The following is a 21,977-nucleotide window of genomic DNA, read 5'->3' on the forward strand; positions in this document are numbered from 1 at the left end:
CCCGCCACCGCGCCGCCGCCGCGCCGGGTGTGACCGTCGCCGTGCCCGGTGCGGGCGGCTACCGGAGGGTGATCGGGTTGACCACGTCGGCGACCACGAGCAGCAGCGACAGCAGCACGAAGGCGCCGGCGATGACGTAGGCCACCGGCATCAGCCGGGCGATGTCGAACGGCCCCGGGTCGGGGCGGCCGCGCAGCCGGGCCACCGTCGCCCGGGCCTTCTCGTACAGCGCCCCGGCCACGTGCCCGCCGTCCAGCGGGTACATCGGCAGCAGGTTGAACAGGAACAGGATCAGGTTGAGGCTGGCCAGCAGCCCGACGAAGAAGCTGACCTTCGTCGTCGTGCTGAAGCCCTCGAAGGCGAACGCCTCCCCGGACAGCCGGCCGACGCCGACCAGGCCGATCGGCCCCTCCCGGTCCCGCTCCTCGCCGAGGAACGCGGCCCGGAACAGCTGCGGGATGCGCTCGGGGATGCCGACCAGCCGCTCGACGGACTCCACGACCACGTCGCCGAAGAAGCCCGGCAGCCGGCTCAGCGGCTGCCGCACGTAGGTCTCGGCCGACTGCACGCCCAGGTACCCGACCTCCGCGGTGCCGTCGACCTCGTCGTCCCCGTCACGGTCGACGTAAACGGTGTTCTGGATCGGGGTCACGGTCAGCTCGAACTGCCGGGTGTCCCCGTCGTCGTCCTCCCGGGCGACGGTCAGGGTCAGCGGTTCGCCCGCGCTCGCCTGCACGGTGTCGACCAGGGCGTCCCAGCCGTCCTCGGGGGCCTCGGGCAGCGGCTCGCCGTCGATGGCCAGCACGGTGTCGCCGGCCCGGAGCCCGGCCTCGGCGGCCGGCCCGGCCGGGGGCAGCGCGCAGTCCCCCGAGCCGGCGGCGCACAGCTCCCCGGCCGGGGTGATCGGCACCTGGCAGGGCTGGTCGTCGGCGGCGCTGGCCGCGCCGGCGGGCAGCACGCACTCGGGCACGGCCTGCAGGGTGGGGCTGACCGTGGGCAGGCCGATGCCCACCAGCAGCACGAGGAAGAAGACGACGGCGAGCACCAGGTTGTGGAACGGCCCGGCGGCCATCACGATCACCCGCTGCCACCAGGGCTTCTTGTAGAAGACCCGGTCGCCGTCGGTGGGCCGCACGTCGTTGAGGGCGGCGCCGCGGACCTCGGCGATGAAGCTGCGCATCCGGGTGGCGCGCTTGCTCTCGTTCTCCTCGGCCGGCGGGATCATCCCGACGATCCGGATGTACCCGCCCAGCGGGACGGCCTTGATGCCGAACTCGGTCTCCCCGCGGCGGCGCGACCAGACCGTCGGGCCGAAGCCGACGAAGAACTGCGGCACCCGCATGCCGAACTTCCGGGCCCAGTAGTAGTGCCCGAACTCGTGGAAGCCGATGCTGAACAGCAGCCCGACGGCGAAGGCGACGATCCCGAGGACCGTCAGCAGGAACCCGCTCAGCTCAGCCTCCTGCGATGGCGCCGCGAGCGTGCTCCCGGGCCCACTTCTCAGCGGCCAGCACGTCCTCGACGCAGGTGGGTGCGCCGAGGTCCGGCGCGGCGTCGAGGGTACGCGCGATGACCTGCACGATCCCTGGGAACGACAGGTGTCCGGCGGTGAAGGCGGCGACCGCCTCCTCGTTGGCCGCGTTGTACAGCGCCGGCACGACCCCACCGGCCTCGCCGGCCTGCCGGGCCAGCCGCACAGCCGGGAAGACCTCCTCGTCCAGCGGCGTGAACTCCCAGGTGCTGGCGGTCGACCAGTCCAGCGCCGGCTGCACGTCGGGCAGCCGGTCGGGCCAGGCGAGCGCCAGCGCGATCGGCAGCCGCATGTCCGGCGGGCTGGCCTGGGCGATGGTGGCGCCGTCGACGAAGGTCACCATCGAGTGGACGATCGACTGCGGGTGGACGACGACGTCGATGTCGGCGTAGGGGACGCCGAAGAGCAGGTGCGCCTCGATGAGCTCCAGCCCCTTGTTCACCAGGGTGGCCGAGTTGATCGTGACCACCGGACCCATGTCCCAGGTGGGGTGGGCCAGCGCGTCCTCCCGGGTGACACCGGCCAGCTCGGCAGCCGTGCGACCGCGGAACGGGCCACCGCTGGCGGTGAGCACCAGCCGGGCCACCTCCCCGCGGTCGCCGCCGCGCAGGCACTGGGCCAGGGCGGAGTGCTCGGAGTCGACCGGCACGAGCTGGCCGGGGGCCGCGGCGGCGGTCACCAGCTCCCCGCCGGCCACCAGCGACTCCTTGTTTGCCAGCGCGACGGTGCGGCCGGCGGCGAGCGCGGCGAGCGTCGGGCCCAGGCCGATCGACCCGGTGATGCCGTTGAGCACGATGTCGGCGGGGCGGGCGGCGAGCTCCTCGGCGGCGCGCGGCCCGGCCAGGATCTCCGGCAGTGCGTAGTGGCCCTGCGACCAGCCCCGCTGCTGGGCGGCCGCGTAGAAGGCCAGCTGCAGGTCCTGGGCCGCGGTGGCCCGCGCGACGGCCACGGTGCGCACGCCCAGCGCGAGGGCCTGCTCGGCCAGCAGCGCGACGTCGCCACCGCCGGCGGCGAGGCCGGTGACCCGCAGCCGGTCGGGGTTCTGCCGGGCGACGGAGATCGCCTGCCGACCGATCGACCCGGTCGACCCCAGCACGGTCACGGTGCGGGGTGTCGAGGAAGAGGGCTCGCTCATGCCCCGATCCTGCCAAGCCGCCCGGCGTCCGCGTCAGCGGCGCCCTCGACAAGAACACCCCGGATCGTCCGACACGTCGTCATCCGTGCATGAACTCGACCATCCACCCCAAGGTCTGCCAGCTCGAAAGTGGACAACGATCGCCTCGGTCGTGCAGTTGTGGGCGAATTCGCGGCGTGTCGTCGTCCACAGCTACAGCTCAGCCGTCTCCGTACCGATACTCAGCGCGACGGCTCGGCACTCGGGCCCCGACAGACGGAGAAAGTCATGACCCGCGTGTCCCCGTTCCGCGCCACCGCCGCGGCCGGCCTGGCCCTCGGCACCGCCGCCCTCGGCGTCGCCTTCGCCCCGGCCGCCCTGGCCGCCGGTCTGACCACCGCCCCGACCGGGCCGGCCAGCGTGATGGCGGAGAAGCTCTTCGACGTCTCCGGCTCGGGCTGCGTCACGGAGACCGACCCGGCGTACCCGGACTACGAGGCCGGCGTCCTGCTGATCACCGACATGACCGACATCGAGGACCCCGAGGCACTGATCTTCCTGGCCGACCCGGACGACGCCGGTGACTGGACCGCCCAGGTCGCCTTCCCGGCCGGCACCCCGGCCGGTGCGCACGAGGTCTACGCGGCCTGCGCCACGACCTACACCGGCGAGCCGGTCGAGTACCCGACGCTGACGGTGGAGGTCACCACCGCCACCACCACCCCGGCCCCCGCTCCGGCCCCGGCTCCGGCTCCGGCTCCGGCTCCGGCTCCGGCGAAGCCGGTCGTCACCGGCGTCCTCGGGACCAAGGCCATCACCCCCGGCGTGGCCGCTGCCAAGGCCACCAGCCCCCTCAACGACACCCTCGCCGCTGCCGGTGAGAAGGTCGTCCGGGTGATCAAGGGCTTCCAGCCCGCCGAGGTGGTCACGGTCACCCTGCACTCCACCCCGCAGACCGTCGGCACCTTCACCGCCGACGCCAACGGCGTGCTGACCGCGGAGTTCACCCTCCCCGCGGGTACGCCGGTCGGCGACCACACGCTGGTCTACAACGGCACCGTGACCTACTACCAGGAGGCGTTCGAGGTCACCGGCGCCGGCGACCCGCGCCTGGCCTACACCGGTGCGAGCATCGCCCTGCCGCTGGCGCTGGGCACCGGCCTCGTCGCCCTCGGCGGCGGCGCCCTGCTGGTCACCCGTCGCCGCGCCTCGGGGGCCTCGCAGGCCTGAGCATGACCGCACCGCACGTCCCGAACGCCGGCCAGGGCCCCCCTGGCCGGCGTTCGGCATGGCTGGGTCCACTCGCCCCCCACCGACGCCTGCGAGCGGGCCTGCTGGTCCTCGTCGTCGTGGTGGTGGCCCTGGTGGCCGACGTCGCGGTCCTGGCCGCACGCATCGACCGCATCGACGTGGACCTCTCCGGCGGTGCCGGTGACGCGGACGGCCGGACATGGGTGCTGGCCGGGCTGGACAGCCGAGACCGGTTGCCCGCCGGCGCGGACGTGTCCCAGTTCGGCACTCCCGACGACGTACCCGGGGCGCGCGCCGACGTGATCGTCGTCGTGCACCAGACCGACGCCGGGACAACCGCGCTGTCCGTACCGCGTGACCTCGTGGTCCACACCGACCACGGCCCGGACCGCCTCGCGCTGGCCTGGCTGGAGGGCCCACAGGGCCTGGCGGACTCGCTGTGCCGACTGGGCATCCCCACCGACCACCTGGTCACCGTCGACCTCGCCGGGTTCGCCGCGGTCGTCGATGCCGCCGGCGGGCTGGACGTGGAGGTCCCCGAGCCGGTGCGCGACCGCCCGGCCGGGCTGCAGGTCGACGAGGCCGGACACCAGCACGTCGACGGCGCGACCGCTCTGGCACTGGTGCGCTCACGCCACCCCGAGCACCTGGTCGACGGGACATGGCGCGCGGCGCCGGTCGACCCCGACGGCCGGGCGACCGCCGCGGGCACGGTGCTCGACGCGCTGGTCGACCAGGTCCGCGGCTCTCCGCTGCGCCCGTGGCGCCTGCAGTCGCTGGCCTGGGCCGCCTCGGGGGCCCTCGCCGTCGACCCGGACACCTCCATGGCCGACCTGGCCGGGCTGGCCCGCGCGGAGCTGGACCGGCTGGAGGTGCTGCCGGTCGACGACCCCGTGGGTGACACGCTGCTGCGACGCCCGACCGCCGCGACGACCGCGGCTCTCGCGGCAGCCGGCCTCACCTGCGACCCGTGACCGTCCTCCGCGCGGTCTCCCCGCCACGCCCACGCCGCGCCCGGCAGGTGCCGCACCGCACGGCCTGGCAAGATGACCCCCGTGAGCGAGCACAGCGGCCGGGGACAGGGCCAGCAGACCAGCGCCCGGGTGGTCGAGCAGTCCGAGCGCGAAGAAGGCATCGTCCGCGCTGGCGAGACACCGATCACCCACGAGAGCCCCGAGGACTGGGGCTGGCACGGCGAGGCCGGCAAGGCAGGCCGCATCGGCGGGTGGTTCATGGTCGTGGTGCTGCTGGCCTTCCTGGTCGGCAACCACGACGGCCAGGTCGAGAACCTGTGGATCATCGGCTTCGCCGCCTACCTCGTCGGGCTGCTGATCTGGGACGCCCGACGGCGCAAGAACGCCTGGCGCTCACGCTGAGCTGACCTCGACGGGCCCGTCCCCCATCGGGGGCGGGCCGTCGTCGTTCCCGGCCCAGGTCAGGCGACCGAGACGCCGATCGCCAGGCCGATGAGGTAGGTGGCCCCGGCCGCCAGCGCGCCGAACAGGAGCTGCCGCAGGGCGCTGGACCACCACGCGCGTGGGGTGAAGCGGGAGGAGAGGGCGCCGGCCACCGCCAGCCCGATGCCGCCGCAGACCAACGCGACCCAGAGCAGGTCCAGCCCGATCAGGTAGGGCAGCAGGGGCACCGCGGCCCCGACCGAGAACGTGATGAACGAGGAGACCGCAGCCACCCGCGGCGAGGGGGTGTCCTCCGGACTCAGGCCCAGCTCGGCCACCACGTGCAGCCGCAGCGCGGTCTCCGGGTCACGGGACAGCTGCACCGAGACCGTCTCGGCCACGTCATCGTCGACGCCCCGCGCGCGCAGCATCTCGACCAGCTCCTGGCGCTCCCCCTCCGGGTTGACCTCCAGCTCGCGCCGCTCCTTGGCGACCTCCAGCGCCAGCTGCTCGTTCTGGGTGGTCACCGAGGTGTACTCCCCGAGCGCCATCGAGATCGCGCCGGCGACCAGGCTGGCGACGCCGGACAGGACGACGGTCTGCGCCGCCACCCCGCCGGCGCCGACCCCCGCGACGAGCGCGGTGTTGGTGACCAGGCCGTCCATCGCCCCGAAGACCGCGGCCCGGAGCCAGCCGCCGGAGACGTCGGCGTGGCTGTGCTCGTGCAGCTCCGCCGGCGACTCCGTGCTCATCCCTGGTCGGCCTCGGCCCCGAGCGGCACGCCCTCCTCGACGCCCGGGGTGGCCACGGCGACGCTCGGCACCCCGTCGACCCGGTCGGCGGCGGCCAGCTGCCCGCAGGCGCCGTCGATGTCCTGGCCGCGGGTGTCGCGCACCGTCGTCGGCACGCCGGCGGCGCGCAGCCGGGCGACGAACTCCCGCTGGGCCGGCAGCGGGCTGGCGTCCCACTTGCTGCCCGGGGTCGGGTTGAGCGGGATGAGGTTCACGTGCGCGAGCCGCTTCGACAGCAGCTTGCCGAGCAGGTCCGCCCGGAACGGCTGGTCGTTGACGTCCCGGATCAGCGCGTACTCGATCGAGTACCGCCGGCCGGTGCGGCGGGCGAAGTCGTCGGCGGCGGCCAGCACCTCCGCGATGTCGAACCGGGTGTTGATCGGCACGAGCGTGTTCCGGAGCTCGTCGTCGGGGGCGTGCAGGCTCACCGCGAGGGTCACGTTGAGCCCCTCCTCGGTGAGCTTGCGGATCGCCGGCACGACGCCGACCGTCGACACGGTCACGGAGCGCTGGGCCAGGCCCAGCCCGTGCGGGGCCGGGGTGAGCAGCGCGTCCAGCGTCTTGCGCACCCGGGCGTAGTTGGCGAGCGGCTCGCCCATGCCCATGAAGACGACGTTGGACAGCCGACCGGGGCCCCCGGGGATCTCGCCGTCGGCCATCGCCGCCGCCGCGGCGACCGCCTGGCCGATGATCTCCGCGGCGGAGAGGTTGCGGGTCAGGCCGCTCTGGCCGGTGGCGCAGAAGGGGCAGGCCATGCCGCAGCCGGCCTGGCTGGAGATGCAGACCGTCGCGCGGTCGGGGTAGCGCATCAGCACGCTCTCCACCAGCGCCCCGTCGTGCAGCCGCCACAGGGTCTTCCGGGTGCGGCCGCCGTCGGCGGACTGGTGCCGCACCGGGGTGAGCAGGCCGGGCAGGAGGGCTTCGGCGAGCTCGGCCCGGGCCGCCGCCGGCAGGTCGGTCATCTGCTGCGGATCGGTGACCCCGGCGTAGAAGTGCCGCGCGAGCTGGTCAGCGCGGAACGCCGGCTGACCGAGCTCGGCGACGGCGGCGCGCGCCTCCTCACGGGTGAGGTCGGCGAGGTGGCGAGGCGGCTTGGTGCGGCGCGGGGCGTCGAAGACCAGGGGGAGGGCAGTCATGGCGACGTCCATGCTCCCACTCCCCCGCGGCCCGTGGCGCCCGCGGGCCGTGAGATGGCTCCCCCGGAGGGGTCAGCGCGGCACCGCGGGCGCCGTGAGCGGCAGCTCGTCACCCGGGGTCGTCGTGAGCGGGGTGGTCGTGAGCGGGGTGGTCATCAGCGGGGTGGTCTCCGTCGCCGGGGTGTCCCCGGACGGCGGCGCGGAGGTGGGCTCCGTCGGGGCGCCCGTCTCCGTGGGGGTCCCCGTGTCCGTCGGGGTCCCCGTGTCCGTCGGGGCGCCCGTCTCCGTGGGGGTCCCCGTGTCCGTCGGGGTGCCCGTCGGCGTCGGGGTACCGGTCTCCGGCGGAGTGCTCGTCAGCGTCGGGGTGCCGGTCGGCGTCGCGGTGCCCGTCGGGGTCGGCGTGCCGGGCCGAGGCGCCGTGGAGGGAGCCGGAGCTGGCGGGACCACCGGTGCGCCGGTCACCGGGAGCACCGGGGCCGCCACGGACGGCGGCAGCGGCGACGGGGCGGCAACCGGGGGCCGTGCGGCCGACCCAGCGACCACGGCTGCGGGTGCGGGTGCCCGCACACTCCCCCGGTTCGCGGCCTGCCGACCGGGCTCGGCGCGGGGCTCCACCGGCGCGGGGGCGACCGATTCCACCCCGGGGGTCACCGGCTGAGCCGGGGGCGGCGCCGGCGTCGTGCGCCGGGGACGGCTGGGCGAGGCACTGGGTGTGCTCTCGTCGGGGTTCGCGACGGCCTCCCGGGTCACCGCGGCCGCCGTCGTCTCCTCGCCGTCCGCGCCACCCAACGCGGCGAAGCCACCGAACACCCCGGCGACGACCAGCACCAGCAGCGGGACGAGCACCCGGGCCCGATGGCGCGGCCGGACCGGAGGGCCGACCACGGACGGCACCGACTCCGCCGCCGGCGCGGCGACCGGGTCGGGTGCCGGTACCGGCGCCACTGCCGGCAGGTCCGGTGCCGGCTCGGACGGTCGCGCGGCGGCAGTCCCGACCGCGAGCAGTTCGTCGGCGAGACGGGAAGCGGCCTGCGCGACCTCGGCACGAACCGCAGCGCGCTCCTCCTCGGCCCGGCGCAGGGCGGCGAGCTCCTCGTCCAGCTCCGCGGCGGCGCGGATCAGGTCGGCGCGGGGGTCAACGGCCGTGGGGCCAACGGTGTCCTGCGTGGGGGAAGGCTCCGGGTCGGCCGCGGGCTGCGGGTCGGTCTCCGGCAGGTCGTCGGTCTCGAGCAGCGTGTCGGTCTCGAGCAGGGCACCGGTCTCGAGCAGTGCGTCATCCGCGCCCGGGGACGCGGCCTCGGGGGCGCGCTCCTCCGCCGGGGCCGCATCGGCCACCGCGACCCAGGCCGGGAGCCACGCCTCGTCCCAGCTGTCACGCGGGTCGGACTCCACGCCGGCCTCGGCGCGGGGCTCCGAGGGCAGCTGCTCGGCCGACGGTCCGGCACCGGCAGCCGTGGCGGTCACCGCGACGTCGCCGGTGGCAGCTCGCGGCTGCGGCAGCTCCTGGCCCGTCGCCTGCGAGCGCTCGACCTCTGGTCGGCGCGACCCCACGTGCACTCCTCGTCGGCGGCCGTCTCCCCGGCCGCCGTCTGCGACCGGCCCGTCGGCCGCCTGTGGATGCTCCCCTGCGGGGGCCCATCGACCCGGCGTGACGGGGCGGTCACATCTGACGACGCGCGTCAGAGCTTTGGTGAGGTCTCGCCAGCACCCGGGAGTCCGGCGTGCTGCCGGATCCAGCTGTGCATCGCGATGCCCGCGGCCACGCCGGCGTTCAGCGAGCGGGTGGACCCGAACTGCGCGATGGAGACGGTCAGCGCCGCCCCCGCCGATGCCGCCGCGGTGAGCCCGGGCCCCTCCTGGCCGAACAGCAGGAGGCAGGCGCGGGGCAGCTCGACCGTCTCCAGGGGCACCGCACCGGGGCCGTTGTCGACCCCGACCACGACGAGCCCGGCCGCGTCGGCGTGCGCGAGCAGCGCCGCGACGTCGGAGTGGTGGCGCAGGTGCTGGTACCGGTCGGTGACCATCGCCCCGCGGCGGTTCCAGCGCCGGCGGCCGACCACGTGCACCTCGGCGGCGAGGAAGGCGTTGGCGGTGCGCACCACCGTGCCGATGTTGAGGTCGTGCTCGAAGTTCTCGATCGCCACGTGGAAGGGGTGCCGCCGGCGGTCGAGGTCGGCGACGATCGCCTCCAGCCGCCAGTAGCGGTACCGGTCGACGACGTTCCGCCGGTCCCCGCCGGCCAGCAGCTCCGGGTCGTAGCGGGGGTCGGTGGGCCAGTCGCCGGGCCACGGACCGACGCCGACCGTGGTGCCCCACTCGGTGGGCCCCAATCCGGTCCCACCGTCACCGGGGTGCTGCTGCTCGACCACCGGCGCATGCTGCCACGCCCGCCGGGCCCGGCGGGCGGCCGCCCGGGCACAGTGGACCGGTGGACGACCGCGTGCTGCTGCACCTCATCGAGCCGGCCGCCTGGCGGGCGGCGCTGGACACCGGGGTGGTCGAGCCGCCGTCGCTGGCCGGCGCCGGCTTCGTGCACCTGTCGACGCCGGACCAGGTCCACCTGCCGGCCCGGCGGCTGTACGGGGACCGGCGCGACGTCGTGGTGCTCGTCGTCGACCCGGCCCGGCTGACCGATCCGGTGCGCTGGGAGCCCGGCGTGCCCGGTGACCCGTCTGCGATGCGCTTCCCGCACCTGTTCGGTCCGCTGCCCACCGCCGCCGTCGTCGGCGTGGTGCCGTGGCTCCGCGGCAGACCGCTGGCGCTGCCCGATCCCGGGGACGCGGCCGCGCGTGCCCGGGCGCTCGCGGTCTCGGTCGCCACCCGGCGAGCCGCACAGCTGCGGCCCGTCCCCGGGGGTCTGGTGGTCTCGGAGCCGGCGTTCCCCCACTCCCGGGACGACAACCGGGTGCTCGTCACCGGCGCCGTCACCGCCGCGGCCGTGGCGGAGCTGACGGCTGCGGCTGCGACGGACGCGGCCTGGCCGGCGCAGGCCGCGACCCTGCTGCACCCGGCCGCCGGCCCGGTCGCGCAGGAGCTGGCCCGGCGGGGCTGGGACGTCTCCCCGACCGTGGCCATGGCGCGCCGGGCACCGTTCCCCGAGCGTCCGCCCGGGTCCGTGGAGGCGGTCCCGCAGGAGCGGGTGCACGAGTTCTGGGCACAGTCGTGGCGGCGCGAGCTGGCCGGCGCGGACCCGCCGCTGGCCGAGGTGGTCGCGCAGCTGGTCGGCCGGGAGCACCGCACCGACCGCGTGGTGCAGGTGACCGACCTGGTGGTCCGCGAGTCGGGGCGGGTGGTCGCTGCCGCCCAGCTGCGGGTGGACGGGGCCACCGCGGCCGTGGACTCGGTGCTCACCGACCCGGCCGCGCGCCGCCGGGGGCACGCCGACGCGCTGCTGACGGCTGCGCTCCACCGGGCCGGCCGGGCAGGCTGCGACCTCGTGGTGCTGGACGCCGCAGCGGAGGACTGGCCGCGTCAGTGGTATGCCCGGCGTGGCTTCGACGTGGTCGGACGGAGCTGGGAGGCGGTCCGCGCCTGATCAGGCTCCGCGCCTCGTCAGGTCGGGACGACCAGCGAGAGCACCAGCCAGGCGACGGCGGCCGAGGGCAGCAGGGAGTCCATCCGGTCCATCAGCCCGCCGTGCCCGGGCAGCATCGTGCCCATGTCCTTGATGCCGAGGTCGCGCTTGATCAGCGACTCACCGAGGTCGCCCAGGGTGGCGGTCAGGGCGATCGCGACGCCGAACAGCACGCCACCCCACCAGGGGCCGTGGAAGGTCAGCGTGAACAGCAGGACGCCGACCAGCACGCAGGCGGCGACCGAACCGGCCAGCCCCTCCCAGGACTTCTTCGGGCTGATGCTCTTCGCGAGCGGGGTCTTGCCGAAGAGCACGCCGGCGGCAAACCCGCCGGTGTCGCTGCACACGACCGTGACGATGAACGCCAGCACCCGGGCGACGCCGTCGTCGGGCACCAGCAGCAGGACGGCGAACCCGGCCAGCAGCGGGACGTAGAGCGCCACCAGGACGGCGGCGGAGGCGTCGCGCAGGTAGCCCACCGGTCCGTCGCCGAGCCGCCAGAGGACCACCGCGAACACCGTCAGCAGGAAGCCGACGACCAGCCCGGAGGGTCCGCGGGTCCACGCGAGGGCCATCATCGCCACCGAGCCGACGACGACCGGGGGCAGCGGCGGGCGGTGCCCGCCGGCCTGCAGCGCCCGGCTCAGCTCCACCACGCTGACCAGCACGGCCAGGGTGATCACCAGCAGGAACGCCGGACGCCAGACGAGCAGGGTCGTGATGACCACCGCACCCAGGGCCAGCGCGACACCGATGGCCGACCCCATGTCCCGGCCGGCGCGGCCAGGACCCTTGGGCGTGTCCCGGGGCGGCTCACCGCTGACCTCGGTGCCGGGCGCCCCGGGCACCGCCGTCAGCGGGGCGTCGTGCTCCGCGTCGTCGTACGGTGCGTCGTCGTCGTGCGCCGCGTCGTCATCGCCGGGCTCTGCCCCGTCGGCCGGCCCGTAGGCGGCTCCCTCCGCCGCGCGTGCGCCGCCACGGAGCCCGCCGTGGGAGGTGAGCAGACCGTCGGCCAGGGTGTCCTGCGACGGCTCGTCGTCCGGGGCACCGGCCGGCCGGCGGGCGGCGTGTCCGGGCGGCGCCGGCCGAGCCCGCCCGGGAGGCACCGGCGGCCGGCCGACCCGGGGCAGGGACCCGGTCGCCGGCTCCCCGACGGACGGCTGCGGGGCGGTCGCCGGGTCGCCGGACGACCAGCCGGACTCGGCGAGGCCGGCCCGGCCACGGGCAGGCTCGCGCTCCGGACCATCGGGTCCGGAGCGGGACAGGAAGCGGGGCACCGCGCGGGTCCGGTCGGGATCAGACGTCGAGGAGCTCGGTCTCCTTGTTCTTCATCGCCTCGTCGATGGCAGCGACGTGGGTGGCGGTGAGGTCGTCGAGCTCCTTCTCCGCGCGTCGCACGTCGTCCTCGCCGGCCTCGCCGTCCTTGGCGATGCGGTCGAGCTCCTCCTTCGAGCGGCGACGGATGTTGCGGATCGCGACCTTGGCGTCCTCGCCCTTGGCCCGGGCCTGCTTGACCAGGTCGCGGCGCCGCTCCTCGGTCAGCTGCGGGAAGACCACCCGGATCAGCGTGCCGTCGTTCGTCGGGTTGACGCCGAGGTCGGAGTCGCGGATCGCCCGCTCGATGGCCTGCAGCTGACCCATGTCGTAGGGCTTGATGACCGCCATGCGCGCTTCGGGCACGGTGATCGAGGCCATCTGCGGCACCGGGGTGTACGCGCCGTAGTAGTCGACCGAGATCTTGTTGAACATGGACGGCGCAGCGCGGCCGGTGCGCACGGAACCGAGGTCCTCGCGGGCGACCGACAGGGCCTTGTCCATCCGCTCCTCGGCGTCGAGCAGGGTGTCGTCGATCACGGTTCTCTCCTCCTGCGGCAGCTGCCGCCGTGCTGGCCGTCTGGTCGGTCGGCGTTCAGCCGACCGGTACCCGGGTCGGGGCGCGGCGACCGTCGCCCGCCCGGGAGCCGACCGGTCAGGCCGGCTGGCTGATCAGGGTCCCGATCTTCTCACCTGCGACGGCACGACCGATGTTGCCCTCACGCAACAGGTTGAACACGACGATCGGCATGCGGTTGTCCATGCAGAGGCTGATCGCCGTGGCGTCGGCCACCCCGAGCTGCTTGGCCAGGACCGTGGCGTAGTCCAGCTCCTCGTACATGGTCGCGGAGGGGTCCTTGCGGGGGTCGGCGTCGTACACGCCGTCCACGCCGTTCTTCGCCATCAGCAGCACCTGGCAGCCGATCTCCAGGGCACGCTGGGCGGCGACGGTGTCGGTGGAGAAGTAGGGCATCCCGGCACCGGCGCCGAAGATGACCAGCCGGCCCTTCTCCATGTGCCGGACGGCCTTGCGCGGGATGTAGGGCTCGGCGACCTGGCCCATGGTGATCGCCGTCTGCACCCGCGTCTCCAGGCCGATCTGCTCGCAGAAGGCCTGCAGGGCCAGCGCGTTCATCACCGTGCCGAGCATGCCCATGTAGTCGGCGTGCCGGCGGTCCATGCCCGCTTGCGCCAGCTCCGCGCCGCGGAAGAAGTTGCCACCGCCGACGACGACGGCCACCTGGGTCCCGCCGTGGACGACCTCGGCCAGCTGCTCGGCGATGTCGTGCACGATGCCGCCGTCGACCCCGACGCTGCCGCCACCGAACGCCTCACCGGAGAGCTTGAGCAGCACCCGCCGGTAGCCGCTGCCGTCGGTCGGCGCGGAGGCGGCGGGCGCGAAGAGCAGGCCCTCCGGGTTGCTGGCGGCGGTCGTGTCGGTCACAGGTGTCCTTCGCGTCGGGGTGTTCGTTGGTCGATCCTGCCGCATGCCGGGGACGTCGTCGCTCCCGGGACGGGGCCGGACAGGCCACCGGCCCCGTCCCGGGAGGGACGGGGCCGGCGGTGAGCTGCTGGTCCTGCGTCAGGCCTGGCCGACCTCGAACCGGGCGAACCGGTCGACGGTCAGGCCGGCGTCGCCGATGACCTGCTTGACGGTGCGCTTCGGCTCGGTGATCGAGGGCTGCTCGAGGAGCACGAAGTCCTTGAAGTAGGAGTTGACCCGCCCCTCGACGATCTTCGCGATCGCCTGCTCGGGCTTGCCCTCCTCCTTCGCCGTCTGCTCGGCCACCCGGCGCTCGGTCTCCACCGTCTCGGCGGGGACCTCCTCGCGGGTCAGGTAGCGGGGACGGGCCGCGGCGATGTGCATCGCCAGGGCGCGGGCCGCGTCCTCGTCGCCGCCGGAGTACTGCACCGCGACACCGATGGCCGGGGGCAGGTCGGTGGCGCGCTTGTGCAGGTACACGGCCGTGGGGCCCTCGAAGACCGCGAAACGGGAGAGGACGAGCTTCTCGCCGATCCGGGCGGACTCGGACTCGATCAGCTTCTCGACCGTCTGGCCGTCGACCTCGGTGGCCAGCAGCGCCGCGACGTCGGCGGGCTTCTGGGCCAGCACGACGTCCAGGAGCTTCTCGCCCAGGGCGACGAACTCGGCGTTCTTGGCGACGAAGTCGGTCTCGCAGTCGAGCTCGAGCAGCGCGCCGTCCTTGCTGACCACGATGCCGTTGGTCGTCGAGCGCTCCAGGCGCTTGCCGACGTCCTTGGCGCCCTTGACCCGCAGGATCTCGACGGCCTTGTCGTACTCGCCGTCGGCCTCGGTCAGGGCCTTCTTGGCGTCCATCATGCCGGCGCCGGTGGCGTCGCGGAGACGCTTGACGTCGGCTGCGGTGAAGGCGGGCATGTCACTTCCTCTGGTCTGGTGGTAACCGGGTGCGGACGTGCGGCGGCGCCGCCCCCCTCAGCAGGGGGCGGCGCCGACCGGGTCAGCCGTTCTGGGCGTTCTGGGTGCCGGTGGCGGTGTCGCCGGTGGCGGGGACGCCCTCGACGGGCGCGACCTCGTCAGCGGTGACGGCCGGCGGGGCGGCCGGGGTCTCGGGCAGCTCGGCGGCCGGGGCGTCACCGGACTGGCCGGTGAGCAGCTCGCGCTCCCAGTCGGCCAGCGGCTCGGCGGCGGCACCGGCCGGAGCGCCGTCCTCGGTGCGGCCGGCGTTGGCCTGCGCGGCCGAACGGGCCATCAGGCCGTCGGCGACGGCGTCGGCGATCACGCGGGTGAGCAGCGCGGTGCTGCGGATCGCGTCGTCGTTGCCCGGGATCTTGTAGTCGACCTCGTCGGGGTCGCAGTTGGTGTCGAGGATCGCGACGACGGGGATGCCCAGCTTGCGGGCCTCGCCGACGGCGATGTGCTCCTTCTTGGTGTCCACGACCCAGATGGCGCTGGGCACCTTCTGCATGTCGCGGATGCCGCCGAGGCTGCGCTCGAGCTTGGCCTTCTCGCGGGTCAGGCCCAGCTGCTCCTTCTTGGAGAGGGAGGCCATGACGCCGGTCTGCTCCATGTCCTCCAGCTCCTTCATGCGCTGGAGCCGCTTGTAGACGGTGGAGAAGTTGGTGAGCATGCCGCCCAGCCAGCGCTGGTTCACGTAGGGCATGCCGACGCGGGTCGCCTGCTCGGCGATGACCTCCTGCGCCTGGCGCTTGGTCCCGACGAACATGATCGAACCGCCGTGGGCCACGGTCTGCTTGACGAACTCGTAGGCCTGGTCGATGTAACCCAGCGTCTGCTGGATGTCGATGATGTAGATGCCGTTGCGCTCGGTGAAGATGAAGCGCTTCATCTTCGGGTTCCAGCGACGGGTCTGGTGCCCGAAGTGGACCCCGCTGTCGAGCAGGTTCTTCATGCTGACGACTGCCACGAGGCGCCGCCTTCCTTCTCGTGCGCGGACGGCCGGGGGCCGGGCCGCGCTGTGCCGGTTGTCGCGGGCACCGGGTGGTGCACCGCCCTGGTGTCGCAGATCGCGTCACCGACCCGCCGCGAGACGGGACCGAGGTGACGAGCTCCCCGCATGGCTCGTCGAGGTGCACGAGCAGCGGGATGCGGACACGCGAAGTCGACCCGCCGGAGCGGGCCGCACCGGCAAGCATACGCGGTGCCCGAGGGTGCTCCACGCCGGTCGTCCCCAGGCGGACCCGCCGTCCACAACCGGGGCGGCAGGCCGCCACCCGCACGCCGGTGACCGCAGGGTCGGCGGGTGCCCCTCGCCCGCCTGCTCGTGCTGCTCACCCTGCTCTGCGCGGCTCTGCTCGGACCCGCGGCGGGGGCGGCCACGCCGGCTCCGCCCCCACCGTCCTCCCCCGCCCCGTCCGGTGTCTGGGGGTGGCCCTTCCCGGGGGCGCCGGAGGTGTCCCGCGCCTTCGACCCCCCACCGACGCCGTACGCCGCGGGCCACCGGGGCGTGGACCTGCTCGGCGGGGTCGGCGCACCGGTGCTCTCCTCCGGGGACGGCGTGGTGGCCTTCGCGGGCATGGTGGCCGGGCGGCCGGTGGTGAGCGTCGAGCACGCCGGTGGCCTGCGCACCACCTACGAGCCGGTGGAGCCGTCGGTGGCCGCCGGCCAGGCAGTCGCGCGGGGCTCGCCGCTGGGCACCCTGGCCGCCGGGCACGCCGGCTGCCCGGCCGAGGCCTGCCTGCACTGGGGGCTGCGGCACGGGGGGCTGCGGCACGGGGAGGTGTACCTGGACCCGCTCTCCCTGCTGCAGCCGCCGCGGATCAGTCTGCTGCCGTGGTCCTGAGTGCGGGAGGCGTTACCGTCCGGGCGTGCGCTGGCGACGGAAGAAGGAGTCCGGACCGGAGGAGCAGGACGGCGGCCAGGTGCTGCGCGACCTGCAGGCGGTCATCGGCCGGTTCGGCTGGGCGGTGCTGCACGGCGGCGGGTCACCCGGGGAGCCGCGCTGGTCGCACACCGTGGGCCTGACCGCGCTCGGGCACCCGGAGGTGATCGTGACCGGGCTGCCCTTCGAGGCCGGCGAGAAGTACCTGAACCTGGTGGGCGAGGCCGTCCGGGCCGGCGCCCGGTTCGCGCCGGGCGCGGCGACCACGGCGATCACCGACGCCGACTCCCCCGTGGTCTTCCTGGCCGTGGCCGACACCGGCCGGCTGGCGGTGGCCGAGCAGCTCTACGGGAGCGTCGAGGTGCTGCAGCTGGTGTGGCCGGACTCCCAGGGGACGCTCCCCTGGGAGGAGGGGCACCGCAACCCGCCGACGGCGCAGCCCCTGCTGGGGCCCCGCCCCGGAGAGCAGAGCGCCTGATCCCAGCGGGCCGACCGACCGCCGACGGCGCTCAGGCGATGTCGGCGAGCTTGGTGCGCAGCTGGAGCACGGCCTTGGTGTGCAGCTGGCAGATGCGGCTCTCGGTCACCCCGAGCACCCGGCCGATGTCGGCCAGGGTGAGCCCCTCGAAGTAGTAGAGGCTGACCACGACCTTCTCCCGGTCGGGCAGCTGCTCGACCGCGCGTGCCAGCAGCTGCCGGGCCTCACCGTGCTCGGCCATCGCCTGCGGGTCCAGTGCGCTGGTGTCCTTGAGCGTGTCGACCAGGCGCGGGGCGGAGCCGTCGTCGTCGACGAGCAGCTCGTCGAGGGCGACGACGTTGACCAGGGAGAGCTGGCCGAGGAACTTGCGGATCTCCTCGACGTCCATCTCCATCTCCGCGGCGATCTCCTCCTCGGAGGGGCTCCGCTGGAGCCGGCTCTCCAGGGCCGCGATCGTGCGCTCGAACTGGCGGGCCTTCATCCGCACCGACCGCGGGATCCAGTCGGTGGAGCGGAGCTCGTCGATGATCGCGCCGCGGATGCGGGACATCGCGTAGCTCTCGAACTTGATCTCCCGGGACGGCTCGAAGCGGGTGATCGCATCGATCAGCCCGAAGGTGCCGTAGGAGACGAGGTCGGCCTGCTCGACGTGGGCGGGCAGGCCGCTGCCGACCCGGCCGGCGACGTACTTGACCAGCGGCGCGTAGTGCAGGATCAGCCGGTCGCGCAGACCGGTGTCCCGGTCGAGGACGTAGCGGGCCCAGAGCTCGGCGACCACCGCGTCCGGGTCGTCGCTCGCCCCGAGCTGGACCGTCGCCTCAGACACCTGATTCCCCCTGATCGCCCGTCGCCGTGCACAACCTGACCGTGCGCACCGGTGTCGTCCCCACTCTGTCAGGCCCGCGGATGGGCCTGCGCGTGGACCGTGCGCAGCCGCTCGACCGTCACGTGCGTGTAGACCTGCGTGGTCGCGAGGCTAGCGTGACCCAGCAGCTCCTGGACCGAGCGCAGGTCGGCCCCGCCCTCCAGGACGTGCGTGGCCGCGGAGTGCCGCAGCCCGTGCGGGCCGATGTCCGGGGTGCCGGGGGCTGCCTGGACCGCGGTGTGCACGACGCGGCGCGCCTCCCGGGCGTCCAGCCGCCCACCGCGGGCGCCCAGCAGCAGCGCCGGGCCGCTGTCCGGGGTGGCGAGCGTCGGCCTCCCACCGGTCAGCCAGGTCTCCAGCGCCTGGGCCGCCGGGGCGCCGAAGGGCACGCTCCGCTCCTTGCGGCCCTTGCCGAACACCCGGAGCAGCCGCCGGCCCCGGTCGACGTCATCGACGTCCAGGCCGACCAGCTCCCCCACCCGGATGCCGCTGGCGTAGAGCAGCTCGAGCACCAGCACGTTGCGCAGCCGGAGCGCGGTCTCGGCCGGTTCCTCGCCCTCGCCGACGGGCTGGGCGGCCTGCTCCAGCACGGCGCGCGCCTGCTCGGTGCCGAGCACGCCGGGCAGGGTGCGGTGCGCCTTCGGGCTGGCCAGCCGGAGGCCGACGTCCTCGGCGACCTGGCCGCTGCGGCGCAGGTACGCCGTGAACGACCGCGCCGACGCCGACCGCCGGGCGGTGGTGGACCGGCTGTCGCCGCGGGTGCGGCCGGCGGCCAGCCAGCTGCGCAGCGTCGCGAGGTCCAGGTCGGCCGGGGTGGCCCCCTGCCGGCGAGCCAGGTGGTCCAGCAGCGAGACGACGTCGCTGACGTACCCACGGACCGTGTGCGCGGACAGGTCCCGCTGCAGCCGCAGGTGCTCCTCCCAGCCGTCCAGCGACTCGGCGAGGGCAGGGGGCAGCCCCGCCCGCAGCTCCGCCGTCCCCGCCATGGGGGCAGCGTCCGTGCCGGACCACGACCGGTCAACGTGACGCGCCGGTCCCGGTCTTCGGCGGCGGGTGCAGCCGCCAGCCGGTGCCGGTCCACTGGACGAGGTCGGCGAGCTCCAACGCCGGCAGCACCCGCAGCACGTCGAGGACGTCGCACCCGGCCACCGCGGCGAGCCGTTCGGGGCTGACGCCGGTGCGCACCGGGCAGGCGTCGAGCACCCGGCGGGCCACGTCGGACAGCTCGTCGCGGGGACTGGCCGGCCGCGCCGGTGGAGCGGCGAGGTCGGCCCCCAGCGACCCGACCTGCTCGACCACCTGCGCGGCGGTGGTGACCAGCCGGGCGCCGCGCTCCTCGTCGCGGAGCAGCTCGTGGCAGCCCACCGACATCGCGGAGGTGACCGGACCGGGGACGACCATCAGCGCCCGCCCCAGGTCTCGGGCCCGGTGCGCCGTGGCCAGCGCCCCGGACCGCGCGGCCGCCTCGACCACCACGGTGCCCCGGGTCAGGGCGGCGATCAGCCGGTTGCGCACCAGGAAGCGGTGCCGCAGCGGGGCGCACCCGGGCGGCCACTCGCTGACCAGCAGCCCGCCGTCGAGCAGCCGGGAGAACAGCGCGGAGTGCGACGCCGGGTAGGCGCGGTCGACGCCGCAGGCGAGCACGGCCACGGTGGGGGCACCGGCGGCCAGCGCCCCGCGGTGGGCGGCGGCGTCGATCCCGAAGGCGCCGCCGGAGACGGTGGTCCAGCCCCGCTCCCCCAGTCCGTGGGCCAGCTCCCCGGTCACGTGCTCGCCGTAGGCGGTCGCCGCCCGGGAGCCGACCAGGGCCACCGAGCGGTCGACCACGTCGGCCAGTGCCCCGTCGCCACGGACCCACAGCCCCAGGGGCGGCACGGGCGTGAGGGTCCGGTCCAGCCGGTGGTCGTCCGGCAGCGCGGAGCTGGCCACGGTCAGGCAGTGCAGGGCGGAGGTGGGCCACTCGTCGTCCTCGGGCACCACCAGGCGTGCGCCGCACCGCTCGGCCCGCCGGAGGTCGTCGAGGCTGGCGTCCTCGGCGACCCGCGCACCGGCGACCGCCTGCACCCGGGGCGGGGCCGTCCCGGCCCGGAGCGCGGCCACGGCCTCGACCGGCCCGACCCGCTCCACGAACCGCCAGGCCGGCACCGACCCCGGTTCCAGCGCGCGGGTGAGCCATGCCCGCGCCCGGCGGACGGCCGGCCCGGCGGTGCCCGGCTCGTCCACGACCGACCCGCCGCGCAGGTCGGCCACCAGCTCGTCGGCGCTCACGCCGCGGCCCGCGACAGCCGCATGCCGAGCGCCTCGGCGATCTGGTCGGGGCCCGGCGTACCGAGACCGGCCAGGTCGGCGAGCGTCCAGGCGACCCGCAGCACGCGGTCGAAGCCGCGGACCGACAGCGAGCCCCGCTCCAGTGCCCGCTCGGCCAGCGCCAGCGCCCGCCGGGGCACCGGCCACCGTTCGCGCAGCAGCCGGCCGGGCACCGCGCTGTTGAGGGTGAGACCGGTGCCGGCCAGCCGGGCTGCGGCTGCCTCCCGCGCCGCCCGCACCCGCCGGGCCACCACCTGGGTCGATTCCGGGGGCGCGACGCCGTCCAGCCAGGCAGCCCGGCTCACCGCCGGCAGCGTGACCCGCAGGTCGATCCGGTCCAGCAACGGTCCGGAGAGCCGGGCCTGGTAGCGCCGGCGTTCCAGCGGGCTGCAGGTGCAGGCCGTGTCCCCGGCCGCGCTGGCGCAGGGACACGGGTTGGCGGCGAGCACCAGCTGCGCCCGGCAGGGGAAGGTGGCCGAGCCGTTCGCCCGGTGGATGGTGACCTCGCCCCGCTCCAGCGGCTGGCGCAGCGTGTCGAGCACCGCACGAGGGAACTCGGGCGCCTCGTCGAGGAAGAGCACGCCCAGGTGGGCGCGGCAGAGCGCGCCGGGACGGATCTGGCCCGACCCACCGCCGACCAGCGCGGCCATCGTCGCCGAGTGGTGCGGTGACTCGAACGTCGGGCGGCGGACCAGCGGCGCCCCCGGCGGCAGGGTGCCGGCGACCGAGGCGATCGCGGTGACCTCCATGGCGGCGCGCTCGTCCAGCGGGGGCAGCAGACCCGGCAGCCGCTCGGCGAGCATCGTCTTGCCCGCACCGGGCGGGCCGGTGAGGAACAGGTGGTGTCCCCCGGCGGCGGCGACCTCCACCGCGCGGCGTCCGGCGGTCTGGCCGACGACGTCGGCCAGGTCCGGCCCCGGCGGCTCGGGCGCCGCCGACGCACGCTCGTGCACCGGGATGGCGGTACCGCCGGCGAGGTGGGCGACGACCTGCCCCAGCGTCTCCGCAGCGAGCACCTCGACGCCCTCGACCAGGGCCGCCTCGTCGGCGTTGCCGGCCGGCACCACGACCTGCCGGTGCCCGGCCCGGGCGGCGGCCAGCGCCGCGGGGAGCACCCCGCGCACCGTCCGCAGTGACCCGTCCAGGCCCAGCTCACCCAGCAGGACGAGCTCCCGCACCCGCTCGGCCGGCACCACCCCGACGGCGGCGAGCACGGCCACGGCCAGGGCGAGGTCGAACCCGCTCCCCTGCTTGGGCATCGCCGCCGGCGACAGCCCGATGGTCACCCGGCGCAGCGGGAAGTCGTGCCCGCTGTTGACCACGGCCGCGCGCACCCGGTCGACCGACTGGCGCACCACGGCGTCGGGCAGGCCGACGAGCACCACCGTGGGCACCCCCGGGGCGAGGTCGACCTCCACCTCCACCAAGGCGCCCCGCACGCCGACCAGCCCCACCGACCAGGTCCTCGCCAGCGCCATCAGAACGCGTTCCGCAGGTGCGCCACCCGGGCCGGGCCGGCGTCCGGGACGTGCACCCCGACGACGTCGAAGCGCAGGTCGGGCGCGTGGTGGTCGTGCGCCGCGAGCCAGGCGCTGGCCAGCTGGCGCAGCCGGCGCCGCTTGTCCGCGGTGACCGCCTCCACGGCGTGCCCGAAGCCGGTGCCGCGCCGGGTCTTCACCTCGCAGAAGACGATGGCGTCGCCGTCGCGGGCGACGACGTCGAGCTCGCCGTGCCGGCAGCGCCAGTTGCGGTCGAGCACCTGCATGCCGGCATCGGTGAGCAGCCGGACGGCCACGCGCTCGCCGTAGGCGCCGAGCGCGGCTCGTGGGGTGGGGGTCGTGGACACCCCTCGACCCTGGGTCCGGCGCTGCCCGCGGGCCAGCGCCCAGCGAGGTCT

At 75.2% G+C, this 21,977-nt stretch carries 22 protein-coding genes; 6 read left to right on the forward strand and 16 right to left on the reverse strand.

Annotation, left to right across the window (positions count from 1 at the left end):
* Window positions 1–58: 58 nt before the first annotated feature.
* Both JD78_RS11790 and dxr read right to left on the reverse strand, forming a co-directional pair.
* Complete coding sequence (locus JD78_RS11790; RefSeq protein WP_341800143.1) at window positions 59–1,453, reverse strand: M50 family metallopeptidase; 1,395 nt, start codon at window positions 1,451–1,453, stop codon at window positions 59–61.
* Window position 1,454: 1 nt separating this feature from the next.
* Window positions 1,455–2,666 (reverse strand): 1-deoxy-D-xylulose-5-phosphate reductoisomerase, encoded by a 1,212-nt coding sequence (gene dxr / locus JD78_RS11795; RefSeq protein ID WP_153362046.1) that lies wholly within the window; start codon window positions 2,664–2,666, stop codon window positions 1,455–1,457.
* Between the two features lie 267 nt (window positions 2,667–2,933).
* Between dxr and JD78_RS11800 the strand changes: the two genes are divergently transcribed.
* The 3 genes from JD78_RS11800 to JD78_RS11810 all read left to right on the forward strand — a co-directional run bounded on the left by JD78_RS11800 (window position 2,934) and on the right by JD78_RS11810 (window position 5,272).
* The gene (locus tag JD78_RS11800) at window positions 2,934–3,875 is read left to right on the forward strand and encodes a hypothetical protein (RefSeq protein ID WP_166521145.1); all 942 of its coding nucleotides are present in this window, start codon (window positions 2,934–2,936) and stop codon (window positions 3,873–3,875) included.
* A 134-nt stretch (window positions 3,876–4,009) separates the two neighbouring features.
* On the forward strand, window positions 4,010–4,870 hold the full coding sequence (locus tag JD78_RS11805; RefSeq protein ID WP_228395364.1) for an LCP family protein: 861 nt from the start codon (window positions 4,010–4,012) through the stop codon (window positions 4,868–4,870).
* Window positions 4,871–4,942: 72 nt separating this feature from the next.
* Entirely contained in the window at window positions 4,943–5,272 is a 330-nt protein-coding gene (locus JD78_RS11810; protein WP_228395365.1) for a DUF2631 domain-containing protein, read from the forward strand.
* 59 nt (window positions 5,273–5,331) lie between these two features.
* Here the strand turns inward: JD78_RS11810 and JD78_RS11815 are convergent, their stop codons facing one another.
* The 4 genes from JD78_RS11815 to JD78_RS11830 form a co-directional block, all read right to left on the reverse strand.
* On the reverse strand, window positions 5,332–6,045 hold the full coding sequence (locus JD78_RS11815; protein ID WP_153361993.1) for a VIT1/CCC1 transporter family protein: 714 nt from the start codon (window positions 6,043–6,045) through the stop codon (window positions 5,332–5,334).
* The gene (gene rlmN, locus JD78_RS11820) at window positions 6,042–7,220 is read right to left on the reverse strand and encodes a dual-specificity RNA methyltransferase RlmN (protein WP_153361994.1); all 1,179 of its coding nucleotides are present in this window, start codon (window positions 7,218–7,220) and stop codon (window positions 6,042–6,044) included. Before rlmN ends, JD78_RS11815 begins: the two co-directional genes overlap by 4 nt.
* Window positions 7,221–7,292: 72 nt before the next feature.
* Window positions 7,293–8,771 (reverse strand): hypothetical protein, encoded by a 1,479-nt coding sequence (locus JD78_RS21765; RefSeq protein WP_208104087.1) that lies wholly within the window; start codon window positions 8,769–8,771, stop codon window positions 7,293–7,295.
* A gap of 128 nt (window positions 8,772–8,899) precedes the next feature.
* Window positions 8,900–9,589 carry a TrmH family RNA methyltransferase gene (locus JD78_RS11830; protein WP_153361995.1) on the reverse strand — a complete coding sequence of 230 codons (690 nt, stop codon included), beginning with the start codon at window positions 9,587–9,589 and terminating at the stop codon, window positions 8,900–8,902.
* Between the two features lie 59 nt (window positions 9,590–9,648).
* Here JD78_RS11830 and JD78_RS11835 point away from each other — a divergent pair, with 59 nt between their 5' ends.
* A complete protein-coding gene (locus JD78_RS11835) occupies window positions 9,649–10,755 on the forward strand; it encodes a GNAT family N-acetyltransferase (RefSeq protein ID WP_153361996.1) in 1,107 nt (368 codons plus the stop codon).
* Between the two features lie 17 nt (window positions 10,756–10,772).
* On the opposite strand, the gene JD78_RS22250 is transcribed toward JD78_RS11835, so the two are convergent.
* From JD78_RS22250 to rpsB, 5 genes are all read right to left on the reverse strand, one after another.
* Window positions 10,773–12,071, reverse strand: a complete 1,299-nt coding sequence (locus JD78_RS22250; protein WP_228395366.1) for a phosphatidate cytidylyltransferase — start codon at window positions 12,069–12,071, stop codon at window positions 10,773–10,775.
* Between the two features lie 19 nt (window positions 12,072–12,090).
* Window positions 12,091–12,648 (reverse strand): ribosome recycling factor, encoded by a 558-nt coding sequence (gene frr / locus JD78_RS11845; RefSeq protein WP_153361997.1) that lies wholly within the window; start codon window positions 12,646–12,648, stop codon window positions 12,091–12,093.
* A gap of 115 nt (window positions 12,649–12,763) precedes the next feature.
* Window positions 12,764–13,552 carry a UMP kinase gene (gene pyrH / locus JD78_RS11850; protein WP_267128575.1) on the reverse strand — a complete coding sequence of 263 codons (789 nt, stop codon included), beginning with the start codon at window positions 13,550–13,552 and terminating at the stop codon, window positions 12,764–12,766.
* Between the two features lie 138 nt (window positions 13,553–13,690).
* A complete protein-coding gene (tsf, locus tag JD78_RS11855) occupies window positions 13,691–14,506 on the reverse strand; it encodes a translation elongation factor Ts (protein WP_153361998.1) in 816 nt (271 codons plus the stop codon).
* 82 nt (window positions 14,507–14,588) lie between these two features.
* Complete coding sequence (gene rpsB, locus JD78_RS11860) at window positions 14,589–15,515, reverse strand: 30S ribosomal protein S2 (RefSeq protein WP_153361999.1); 927 nt, start codon at window positions 15,513–15,515, stop codon at window positions 14,589–14,591.
* A 336-nt stretch (window positions 15,516–15,851) separates the two neighbouring features.
* Here rpsB and JD78_RS11865 point away from each other — a divergent pair, with 336 nt between their 5' ends.
* Both JD78_RS11865 and JD78_RS11870 read left to right on the forward strand, forming a co-directional pair.
* A complete protein-coding gene (locus JD78_RS11865; protein WP_166521146.1) occupies window positions 15,852–16,391 on the forward strand; it encodes a M23 family metallopeptidase in 540 nt (179 codons plus the stop codon).
* A gap of 25 nt (window positions 16,392–16,416) precedes the next feature.
* Entirely contained in the window at window positions 16,417–16,908 is a 492-nt protein-coding gene (locus tag JD78_RS11870) for a DUF4262 domain-containing protein (protein ID WP_153362000.1), read from the forward strand.
* Between the two features lie 31 nt (window positions 16,909–16,939).
* On the opposite strand, the gene whiG is transcribed toward JD78_RS11870, so the two are convergent.
* The 5 genes from whiG to JD78_RS11895 form a co-directional block, all read right to left on the reverse strand.
* Entirely contained in the window at window positions 16,940–17,734 is a 795-nt protein-coding gene (whiG, locus tag JD78_RS11875) for an RNA polymerase sigma factor WhiG (RefSeq protein WP_153362001.1), read from the reverse strand.
* 68 nt (window positions 17,735–17,802) lie between these two features.
* Window positions 17,803–18,759 carry a tyrosine recombinase XerC gene (locus tag JD78_RS11880; protein WP_153362002.1) on the reverse strand — a complete coding sequence of 319 codons (957 nt, stop codon included), beginning with the start codon at window positions 18,757–18,759 and terminating at the stop codon, window positions 17,803–17,805.
* A 31-nt stretch (window positions 18,760–18,790) separates the two neighbouring features.
* Entirely contained in the window at window positions 18,791–20,041 is a 1,251-nt protein-coding gene (gene dprA / locus JD78_RS11885) for a DNA-processing protein DprA (RefSeq protein ID WP_228395367.1), read from the reverse strand.
* Window positions 20,038–21,558, reverse strand: a complete 1,521-nt coding sequence (locus tag JD78_RS11890; protein ID WP_153362003.1) for a YifB family Mg chelatase-like AAA ATPase — start codon at window positions 21,556–21,558, stop codon at window positions 20,038–20,040. The genes dprA and JD78_RS11890 overlap by 4 nt, the downstream gene beginning before the upstream one ends.
* On the reverse strand, window positions 21,558–21,926 hold the full coding sequence (locus JD78_RS11895) for a YraN family protein (RefSeq protein ID WP_153362004.1): 369 nt from the start codon (window positions 21,924–21,926) through the stop codon (window positions 21,558–21,560). The genes JD78_RS11890 and JD78_RS11895 overlap by 1 nt, the downstream gene beginning before the upstream one ends.
* Window positions 21,927–21,977 lie beyond the last annotated feature (51 nt).

Source organism: Modestobacter roseus (genome assembly GCF_007994135.1).
GTDB classification, from domain to species: domain Bacteria; phylum Actinomycetota; class Actinomycetes; order Mycobacteriales; family Geodermatophilaceae; genus Modestobacter; species Modestobacter roseus.

Bases quoted from the DNA above. Each gene is read 5' to 3' on its own strand.
- dxr (WP_153362046.1), bottom strand. From the start codon at position 2,666: ATGAGCGAGCCCTCTTCCTCGACACCCCGCACCGTGACCGTGCTGGGG.
- JD78_RS11800 (WP_166521145.1), top strand. From the start codon at position 2,934: ATGACCCGCGTGTCCCCGTTCCGCGCCACCGCCGCGGCCGGCCTGGCC.
- JD78_RS11810 (WP_228395365.1), top strand. From the start codon at position 4,943: ATGACCCCCGTGAGCGAGCACAGCGGCCGGGGACAGGGCCAGCAGACC.
- JD78_RS11815 (WP_153361993.1), bottom strand. From the start codon at position 6,045: ATGAGCACGGAGTCGCCGGCGGAGCTGCACGAGCACAGCCACGCCGAC.
- rlmN (WP_153361994.1), bottom strand. From the start codon at position 7,220: ATGACTGCCCTCCCCCTGGTCTTCGACGCCCCGCGCCGCACCAAGCCG.
- tsf (WP_153361998.1), bottom strand. From the start codon at position 14,506: ATGCCCGCCTTCACCGCAGCCGACGTCAAGCGTCTCCGCGACGCCACC.
- JD78_RS11880 (WP_153362002.1), bottom strand. From the start codon at position 18,759: ATGGCGGGGACGGCGGAGCTGCGGGCGGGGCTGCCCCCTGCCCTCGCC.
- JD78_RS11890 (WP_153362003.1), bottom strand. From the start codon at position 21,558: ATGGCGCTGGCGAGGACCTGGTCGGTGGGGCTGGTCGGCGTGCGGGGC.